Annotated in this window: 9 protein-coding genes; 6 read left to right on the top strand and 3 right to left on the bottom strand. The window is 72.3% G+C overall.

Annotated elements, in window-relative coordinates; all coding sequences use genetic code 11:
* Positions 1–57: 57 nt before the first annotated feature.
* The 5 genes from ACFWB8_RS24360 to ACFWB8_RS24340 all read left to right on the top strand — a co-directional run bounded on the left by ACFWB8_RS24360 (position 58) and on the right by ACFWB8_RS24340 (position 3,931).
* Entirely contained in the window at positions 58–1,254 is a 1,197-nt protein-coding gene (locus ACFWB8_RS24360) for a methyltransferase (RefSeq protein ID WP_385230826.1), read from the top strand.
* Positions 1,255–1,336: 82 nt separating this feature from the next.
* On the top strand, positions 1,337–2,083 hold the full coding sequence (locus ACFWB8_RS24355; protein ID WP_385230815.1) for a MerR family transcriptional regulator: 747 nt from the start codon (positions 1,337–1,339) through the stop codon (positions 2,081–2,083).
* A gap of 107 nt (positions 2,084–2,190) precedes the next feature.
* On the top strand, positions 2,191–2,826 hold the full coding sequence (locus ACFWB8_RS24350) for a DUF6230 family protein (protein WP_385230813.1): 636 nt from the start codon (positions 2,191–2,193) through the stop codon (positions 2,824–2,826).
* Complete coding sequence (locus ACFWB8_RS24345) at positions 2,817–3,284, top strand: DUF6114 domain-containing protein (RefSeq protein ID WP_385230811.1); 468 nt, start codon at positions 2,817–2,819, stop codon at positions 3,282–3,284. Before ACFWB8_RS24350 ends, ACFWB8_RS24345 begins: the two co-directional genes overlap by 10 nt.
* A complete protein-coding gene (locus tag ACFWB8_RS24340; protein WP_385230809.1) occupies positions 3,281–3,931 on the top strand; it encodes a hypothetical protein in 651 nt (216 codons plus the stop codon). Before ACFWB8_RS24345 ends, ACFWB8_RS24340 begins: the two co-directional genes overlap by 4 nt.
* 103 nt (positions 3,932–4,034) lie before the next feature.
* Here the strand turns inward: ACFWB8_RS24340 and ACFWB8_RS24335 are convergent, their stop codons facing one another.
* Positions 4,035–6,791, bottom strand: a complete 2,757-nt coding sequence (locus ACFWB8_RS24335) for a penicillin acylase family protein (RefSeq protein ID WP_385230806.1) — start codon at positions 6,789–6,791, stop codon at positions 4,035–4,037.
* 134 nt (positions 6,792–6,925) lie between these two features.
* Between ACFWB8_RS24335 and ACFWB8_RS24330 the strand changes: the two genes are divergently transcribed.
* Entirely contained in the window at positions 6,926–7,243 is a 318-nt protein-coding gene (locus ACFWB8_RS24330; protein ID WP_385230803.1) for a DUF2087 domain-containing protein, read from the top strand.
* Here ACFWB8_RS24330 and ACFWB8_RS24325 read toward each other — a convergent pair.
* Positions 7,216–7,980: a metallophosphoesterase gene (locus ACFWB8_RS24325; protein WP_385230800.1), complete on the bottom strand. Its 765-nt coding sequence runs from the start codon at positions 7,978–7,980 to the stop codon at positions 7,216–7,218. The genes ACFWB8_RS24330 and ACFWB8_RS24325 overlap by 28 nt on opposite strands.
* Before the next feature lie 33 nt (positions 7,981–8,013).
* The gene (locus tag ACFWB8_RS24320; RefSeq protein WP_385230797.1) at positions 8,014–9,228 is read right to left on the bottom strand and encodes a hypothetical protein; all 1,215 of its coding nucleotides are present in this window, start codon (positions 9,226–9,228) and stop codon (positions 8,014–8,016) included.
* Positions 9,229–9,236: the final 8 nt, after the last annotated feature.

Here is a 9,236-nt window from a genome sequence, read left to right as displayed (position 1 = left end):
GCCCCGCTCATGGGGCCGGGGCGCCCACTCGGTTAGCCTGGGGGCAATATGAACCGTCTGACCACGCCCTTCGGCTCCTACGAGCTCACCCGCTTCCCCCAGGACCCGCGCGACCGGCTCCGCGCCTGGGACGCCGCCGACGAGTACCTGCTGCGCCATCTCGAATCCGGTACCGGCGACCGCGGCCCGGTGGACCTGGCCGGCGCCGGGCAGATCACCGTGATCGGGGACCGTTGGGGGGCGCTGACGACGGCGCTGTCCGCGTACCACCCGACGCAGATCACCGACTCCTCGCTGACCCGCTCCGCCACCGCCGCGAACCTGGACCGGGCCGGGATCGGCACCGGCAAGGACACGGTGACGCTGCTGACCACGCAGGACGCGCCGCCGGATCGGATCGACGTCCTCCTGGTACGGGTGCCCAAGAGCCTGGCACTGCTGGAGGACCAGCTGTACCGGGTGGCCCCGCACGTGCACGCGGGCACCGTCGTCGTGGGCACCGGCATGGTGAAGGAGATCCACACCTCCACCCTGCGGCTCTTCGAGAAGATCCTGGGCCCGACCAAGACCTCGCTCGCCGAGAAGAAGGCCCGGCTCATCTTCTGTACGCCCGGGAACCCCGGCGCCGTGCACCCCACGACCCCCGGGCCGTGGCCGGTGACGTACACGGTGGACCAGGAGGCGGGATCGGGCTCGGGCCTGACCGTCGTCAACCACGCAGGCATCTTCTGCGCGGACCGCCTCGACGTCGGCACCCGCTTCTTCCTGCAGAACATCCCGACCAACACCGACGGAGCCCGGGTCGTGGACCTGGGCTGCGGCAACGGCATCGTCGGCACGGCCGTCGCGGTGGCCGACCCGGACGCCGAGGTCGTCTTCACGGACGAGTCGTACCAGGCGGTCGCCTCGGCCGAGGCGACGTACCGCGCCAACGTCCAAGGACGCCTGGACCGCGCGGAGTTCATCGTCGGAGACGGGGTCGCGATGCTGCCGCCGGGTTCGGTGGACCTGATCCTGTGCAACCCGCCCTTCCACTCCCACCAGGCGACGACCGACGCGACGGCGCTGCGGATGTTCGCGCAGTCGCGCAAGGCGCTGCGGCCGGGCGGCGAGCTGTGGGTGGTCGCCAACCGTCACATGGGCTACCACAGTCATCTGCAGCGCCTCTTCGGCAACAACGAAGTCGCCGCGAGCGAGCCCAAGTTCGTGGTCCTGCGCGCGGTCAAGCGGCGGGAGCAGCAGCGGGGGCAGTAGCGGGAGCGGGGCGCCCCGCTGCGGGAGCGCCCCGTGCCGCAGCGCCCCATGTGACCTGCCGGTAAGTCCTACACTCGGCCGGATGAGCAACATCAGTGGCAGCGGACCGGGGCACTACCGCCGGGAGGACGTGGCCCGGGCGGCCGGGGTCAAGGTGCGCAACCTGCGCTACTACCAGGAGCGCGGGCTGCTGCCGCCGCCCCGCCGCGAGGGCCGGATCGCCTGGTACTCCGACGACCACCTGATCCGGCTCCGGCTGATCAGCGACCTGCTGGGGCGCGGCTACACCGTCAACGGCATCGCGGAACTGCTCGCCGCCTGGGAGCAGGGTGGCGGCATCTCCCAACTCCTGGGCCTGGAACGGGAGATGACCCGCGACTGGGAGCACGAGGAGCCGGTCGCGATGACCCGGGCCGAGCTGCGCGAGCTGTTCGGCCCGACGGCGACCGCCGAGGACACCCGGCGGGCGGCCGAGCTGGGCTACGTACGGGTCGACGGGGACCGGGTCACGCACCGCAGCCGGCGGCTGCTGGAGGCGACGCTCGCGCTGGTACGGGCGGGGGTGCCGCTCGCGGAGATCCTGGACGCGGGGGACTTCGTACAGACACAGGCGGCCGCGCTCGCGGACCGGTTCGTCGCGCTGTTCCGGATGCACGTGATCGGGGCGGAGGAGCTGGAGCGACTTTCGGCCGCGCAGCTACACCACATCACGGGGGCGGTGGCGGCGCTGCGCCCTGTGGCGGGTGAGGTCGTGGCCACGGAGTTCGCGCGGGCGATGGCCCGTCGGGTGGACGCGGAGGTCGCCGAACTGCTGCGTACGGAGCAGTAGGAGTCGGCCGAAAAGGTACGCTCGAGCAACCTTGCCAACCTCCATTGGCACTCTTACATTCAACTCGTCGGTAACAACGGTGCACAGCCGATTAAAGGGTTGATCTCGTGACAGATGCCCCAAACCCGAACTTACCCGAGCCGTCCGGCGGCACGGGCCGCGTCCGCTGGCGCCGCTTCGCCGTACTGACGGTGCCCGCCGTCGCCGTGACCGCGGGTCTCGGCATCGCCCTCGCGCAGGGCGCGCTCGCCGCCTCCTTCGCCGTGTCGGGCCAGCAGTTCAAGGTGTCGGCGAAGAGCCTTGAGGGCGAGGGCTTCGCCCAGTACGGCAGCGTGGACGTCAACGCCCGCGAGGAGCTCATCCCGGTGGCCGTCACCGCCATCCGGGAGGCCAAACTGCACAGCCTCTGCCAGTCGGTGGTCACCACGCTGCCGATCATCGGTGACATCTCGCTCAACCTCACCGCGGGGAACAAGAACCCCGTCGAGGCGAGCAACCTGTTCGTCGACGCGACGCAGCTCGGCGGCGACGCGGTCTTCACCAACATCGAGATCGGGCGCGACGCCTCCACCCTGGACAAGGGCCCGACGGAAGCGGTGGGCATGCAGGACCTGTTCGCCCAGCAGGCGGACAGCGTCAGCATCACCGATCTCCAGCAGACGGCGTGGGCGACCAACGCCGGCACCTTCAAGCTCTCCGGGCTCAGCATGAACATAGCCAAGGGCAAGAAGGAATGCTTCTGAGCCGCTGGCGGCGGTGGCGGCGCAGCAGACCGTTCTGGGGCGGGCTCTTCGCAATCCTCGCCGGGGCCGAGATCTGCGCCCTGCCGCTGGCGCCGCTGAAGGTCATGCTCCACCAGGGAGTGGCGGGGATCCCGTCCGTCCTGATGGGCATCGTCATGATCGTGCTCGGGCTCACCGCCTGGTTCTCTCCCCCGCAGCGCAGCCTGGCCGGGGTCCTGACCACGCTCATCGCCACCGCCGCGCTGGTCCTGTCGAACCTCGGCGGGTTCCTGATCGGCACCCTGCTCGGCATCCTCGGCGGCGGCCTCATGTTCGCCTGGCAGCCGCACACCGCTCCGCGCGCCTCCGCCGTGCGGGACCCGGAAGCTCTCCTCGTCGCCACATCCACCACATCCGCCACATCCATCACACCCGCCTCCCCCACCCCGCACCACGATCCCCAAGGAGCACAGCCATGAGCCGTACGCGCACCGCGCTCGCCCTCGGGATGGCCGCGGCAGGAGCACTGTCGCTGGCCTCGGTCTCCGCCACCGCGGCGCCGTTACCGCTGGCCGGGCCGACCACCGTCACCCCGGCCGGGCACGCCTTCACCGCCACCCTCAGCGGGAAGGCCACGCTCAAGGCCGGATCGGTCACGGTGACCTGCTCGGTCTCCGTCTCCACCGGCACGGTGCCGGCCGCCCCGGGCAACCACAACGCGGCCGGGCCGGTCTCCTCGCCGATCTCGCCGCCGACGTTCAGCTCCTGCACCGCCAGCCTGCCGGGGGTGACCCCGACGGTCACCACCAGCGGCTCCTGGACGGTGTCGATGCAGAACGGCTCCCCGATCGCCGCCACCATGGGCGTGCCCGTCGGCGGGCTGGTGCTGAAGACGACCGGCCTGGCCACCTGTACCGTCACGGCCGCCCCCACGGCCCCGGCCGGGGTCAGCGGGAGCTGGACGAACGGCGCCCCGCCGAGCCTGACCTTCGCCAACGCCTCCGTGCCGGTCAAGGTCACCGGCGGCTTCGGCTGCCCGACGAGCTCGACCTCGTCCACCTTCAACGCCGTGTACAAGGTCACCGACACCACCGATCCGGCGCAGCAGATCACCGTCGGCCCCTGAGCCCCTCCCCCGTATGACGCACGACGTATGACGCACGACGAGGCCCGCCGGCTCCGGAGCGATCCGGGGCCGGCGGGCCCTTTCGTACGCGGTGCCCGGCGCCTCAGCGGTGCGCCGCGAACTCCACCACCTGCTGGTAGGTGGGCCGGTTCTGCCAGTTGATCTGCGGGTGTCCCAGCCCGCCGACCGGACGCTGGACGATCGAGTCGGCGCACCACTGGTTGCCGGCCGCGCAGGTCCCGTCGGCCGGGTAGACGGCCGCGGGGGTGGCCGCGGCGGCCTGCTTCAGCGTGGCGGCCATGGCATCGCGGCACGCGGAGAGCGAGCCGCCCCCGCAGTAGACCTGGGAGGGCGGGTCGGCGACCGGGCGGCCGAGCACCATGCGCAGGTCCTCGTCGGCGTAGCTCCACCAGCCGTACTGGAAGGCCGAGCCGGCATGCGAACCGGTGGGCCCGTGGCCCGCGTTGGGCGCCTCGTCAACGCTCAGGGAGGCACGCAGGGCGTCGTAGAGCGGCGCCCCGAGGCCCGGCTTGAACTCCGCCTCGATCAGGAGCGGCCACCAGGCGTCCATGATCCGGATGGCGTCCGCGTGGGCGTACGCCTTCGAGCCCTGCGAGGTCTCCTTGCGCTTGGCGCCGGCGGCCTGCCACGCGGCGAGCTTGTCGATCGCGGCGCTCACCACCGGGTCGGCGCCCGGGGCGCTGCGCAGCACGGCGAGCAGTTCGGGCAGCAGGTTCTCGGCGCGCAGGTCGGTGACGGCCGCGTCCGCCATGGCCCGGGTGAGGGAGGCGCGGGTGACCCCGCCCGCCGCGACGAGGGGCTTCACCCGCTTGTCGAGGAGGTCGCCGCGGTGGACGGCGCCCATCCCGAAGCCGGCCGCGCCGTAGCCCTTGGCCTGCTTGTTGTTCCAACTGATGTAGTAGTCCTGCCCGATGGACTGCGGATGCTCGGCGGGCGGGGTGTAGGCGGCGGTGTTCGCTGCGGGGTCGAAGCCCTGCCATTCGTACCGCTGCCCGGCCCGCACCGGCAGCGCGGGGTCGACTCCCGCCGCGCGGACCGGGTTCAACCCGCTGTTGTAGTACGCCGCTTCGCGCGCATCGGCGTAGAACCAGTTGAAGGCGTAGCCGATGTGCTCGGCAGCCTGCTGGAAGGTGCGGGCGTCCTTGACGTAGGAGGGGTCGTTCAGCATCTGGAAGCCGATGATCGAGTCGGCCTCGTGGCGGTAGGTGGAGCGCAGCGCGGTGTAGGCGACGGGTTTGCCGGCGACGGTGGCGCGGTGGGTGACGACGCCGTAGTTCGTGCGCCAGACCCGCATCCGGTAGGAGCCGTCCGGGGTGGAGTCGGCGACGGAGGACTTCCAGGCGTTGGTGTGCTCCAGCTTCTCCATGGGGGTGCAGGCCCCGCGGTACAGGTACGAGGTGCTCGCCTTGGTCGGGGCGCCCCCGCCCGGCTCGCACAGCTCCACGGCGAAGGTGTCGGTGATGTCCTGCCCGGCGGAGGTGGCGCTCCAGGCGTAGTCCTGTCCCCGGCCGAGCTGCACGTACATGCTCACGCCGGCGAAGGAGGCGCCGCGGGCGCTGATCCCGGGGCCCTGGAGCTCCTGGAGCATGAGCAGTTGGGGCGCGAGGTAGCCGGTCTGCGGGCCGAACACGGCGACCGGGTGGCCGCTCGCGGTCTTCGCGCCGGAGACGAGCAGGGCGTTGGACATGCTCTGCTTCATCGGCTTCGGCGGGTTGGCGGCGGCCGCGCTCGCGGCCGCGCCGGTACGGTCGTACACGAGCTGTTCGGCGGTGACCGATCCGGCGTCGGGCAGCGCCGTGCCCTGCGGGTTCGCGGGCTTCTGGGCGTACGGGAAGCTCGTGCCGTCGTGGACGGTGAGGACCGCCTCGGCGTCCTCGCGCTCGCGGAAGGACTCCCAGACGCGGGTGCCCTCCTCCAGACCGTACCTCTGTTGCGCGGAGAGCAGGGAGAGCGCCGCCTGCACCTCGCCGCCACCGCCGCCGCCGAACAGGCCACCGACGACGGAGGCCAGCGCGATCAGGTCGGTGAGCTTGAAGGGCTGGATCTCACCGGCGTTGGTGATGGAGTCGATGTGGCCGGTGAGGACGTACTCGCCGGGGAAGTAGCGGCCGTCCTTGGACTGGGTGCGGTAGGTGTTGATGCCGTCGATGTAGGCCTGCGCGTCCTCCATCGCGAGGCGCCCGCGCTCGCCCTCGGTGGTGCGGATCCGGTCCACCTGGGCCTGGAGGTCGGCTTCGGTGTACGGGGCCTGCGGCCAGAACTGCTGCTCCAGGCCCTGGTTGGCGAGGGCGCCGCCGGCGAAGGGGGTCAGGTCGCCGCGGCCGACGTGACGGAAGAGGTCCATCTGCCAGAGGCGGTCCTGGGCGGCGGCGAAGCCGGCGCCGAAGGAAGTGCCGTAGCGGGTGGTGCCCTTGACGTGCGGGACGCCGGTCTTCTTGTCCCGGGTGATGGTCACGTCGGCGCGGGGGCTGGTGGTGGACTCGACCTGGTCGGCGGGGACGCCGAAGGAGGCGTTGTTGAAGAAGTCGTTGACCTTGGCGTCGGTGAGGCCCGGATATCCCGCCACCAGGGAGTCGTAGCGGGCCAGTTGGTCGGAGGCGTGGCCCGGCATCGTGCCGAAGGCCTTGTGCAGGAGGATCTGCGCGAGGGTGGCGTTGCCGTTCTGGCCGGGCGGCAGGATGTCGCTGCACTGGTTGCCGCAGTAGTCGGCGACGGGGAGCGGCACCGGGGTGTCGCCCGCTGCCGCGGACGCGGGCGCGAGGGGGGAGAGCAGGGCGGCGCCGAGGGCAACCAGGGCGGTGGCCACGGCTGTTCTCAGGCGGGCGGTGGGACGTCGCATACGTGCTCCTCCGTGGGGGGCAGGAACCGGTCACGGGGAGGGTACTGGCGGAACTACCGCTCAGTAAGATGAGCGACCGTCACTTTCCTAAATCCCGTTGCCGCGGGAGGGGCTGTCGGGTGAAGCTCGCGGGCATGTCACAGAGCAACGATCACCAACAGCCGTCCGAAGTCCGCGAACGCACCGCCGTCGCACGGGGCGTCTGCGACCTCTTCTCCGGCGGCCGCCTCACCGCGATCCCGCGCAAGGCCGCCCGACGCGAGCAGTTGCTCGACCACCTCACACAGACCCTCTTCGCGGCCGACCGGGACTACACGGAGCCCGAGGTGAACGACGCCCTGCGCACGGTGCACGAGGACTGCTCGGCGCTGCGCCGGTACCTGATCATCTCGGGCCACCTCACCCGCACCCGCGACGGCCGCAGCTACCGGCGGTCGACGACCACCCGGTAGTGCGTCGTGAGCCGCCCGTCCTCGCCCAGGACGTGGAAGGCGACGGCCGGCGGCTCGTCGAGGTGGACGTACTCGCCGGCGCCCGTCGCGGCCTCCCAGGGCAGCCGGCACGTGGACACCACACCCGGCGCCACGAGCAGCGGCCGCCCGGCGAAGGTGGTCGCGGCGCCGGTGTGGGCGTGCCCGCACAGGAACGCGGTCAGGTGCGGGTGCCGCGCGGCCAGCGCCGCCAGCCGCTCCTCGCCGAACTGCCGGATCCCGTCGACGTACGGGATGTGAAGCGCGACCGGCGGGTGGTGGAAGGCCACCAGTACCGGCACGTCGTGCGGGGTCTCCTCCAGCACCGCCTCCAGCCAGGCCAGGGTGGAGTCCTCCAGGAAACCCCGGTGTTCGCCGGGCACGGAGGAGTCGCACGCCGCGAGGACGAAGCCGTCCCCGCGCAGCACCTGGTTGACGGCGGCCGCGGGCGCGTCCGCCTCCCCCAACAGGCCCTGCCGGAAGGCCGCGCGGTCGTCGTGGTTGCCGGGGCACAGGAGCGCGGGGTGGCGGGAGTCGAGCGCCTCGCGCGCCTCCTCGTACTCGGCCGCGGTCGCGTGGTCGGTTATGTCCCCGCTGACGAGAACCGCGTCGAGGTCGTACGCAAGTCCGTCCAGGTACTCCATCACGGCGCGGGTACGCCCGGCGGCCCGGCTGCCGCCGTCGAGATGGGTGTCACTGAGGTGGGCGATCACGATCACAGTGGTGACTCCTTCATCGCTGTCGGACGGTCCCTAGTCCTGCCAGTAGAACAGCAGCGAGCGGACGTCCAACGGGTCGCGCCTGCCGAAGTAGTACACCCCCAGTCCGGTGACGCGGATCGCGCCGACGGCCTGGTCGATCCAGCGGAAGCCGGCCGGTTCGAGGGCGCCGCGGACGGCCGGATCCTCGTCGTGATCGGCGGCGAACCGCCCGAGCGTGCTGATGAACACCTCGCCGCCGCCGTCGCCGTAGCCGATCACGTCGTACGTACCGCCCCCCTGACGGTGGGCGTCCCCGCAGGAGACCGGCGGCTTCGGCGCGAGCCCCGCCGCGGTGAGCGCGGTCATGGCCCGGCGCAGCCGCTCGGCCGGGTCGGGTCCGGACGGCGGCCCGGTGCACAGGGCCTCCATCCGCCACCGCGGGTCGCTCCGCTCCGCGCACTCGTGCCCGTACTCGTGGACGATCGCCGCGCGCAGCTCCTCGTCCAGGCCGGCCACCTCGGTGCGGGGCCGCCCCAACGCCTCGTACACCCCGCGGGTCTCGGCGATGTCATCGGTCAGACGGTGCAGCGCGTACGCGGCCCACAGCTTCGCCTCCTGCGTCGGCGCCTCTGCGAGGTAGCCGCGCAGCCGCACCGGGTCGGTCAGCAGCGTCAGGGCGAGGTGCGCCACGCCCCGGTCGGGGTCGGCGAGCGCGTCGGTCACGTCCTCGCCGGCGCGGTGCCGCATCCGGACGCCGAAGGCGCGGTCCTCGGGCCGGGCCCCGCCGAGTTGGGCCAGCACCGCCTCGAGCCCGTACCGGGCGGCGAGTTCGTCCAGCCCGGCCTCGCCGATCTCCCGCCGGTGGCGCCACGGGCTGAAGGCGAGCGTCGCCAAGGCGCCGGCCGCCGTACGGTCGCCGAGCGCGCCGCGCGCCCTGAGGACCGCCTCGGGCATGCCGTACGCGCTCTCCCGGAGCCGTTCCTCGTCCCGCAGCCAGGGGAGCAGCTCCGGCCGGTCCGCGAGGAGCTCCAGCAGGGCGATGCGCACCGAGCCCGCGTCACCGGTGTCCTGGACGCAGGTGACCAGCTCGGCCACCCGCTGCTCCGGCACCCGCCCGGCCAACGCCTCCGCGCAGGCCTTGCGGCGCCACCACGGCTCCGCCGCGTCGGCCGCGCAACGCGCCACGGCGTCCGCGTCGTACCCGCGCAGGCCCGCGGTGTCGGCCCGCCCGGCTTCGGGGCTCAGCGTCTCGATCGTCTTCGGCATTCCGGGAT

Source organism: Streptomyces sp. NPDC060031 (assembly GCF_042736805.1).
Lineage (GTDB): Bacteria > Actinomycetota > Actinomycetes > Streptomycetales > Streptomycetaceae > Streptomyces.
Note: the sequence above shows the minus strand (reverse complement) of the source record. Positions and strands in the feature narration are given on the sequence as shown.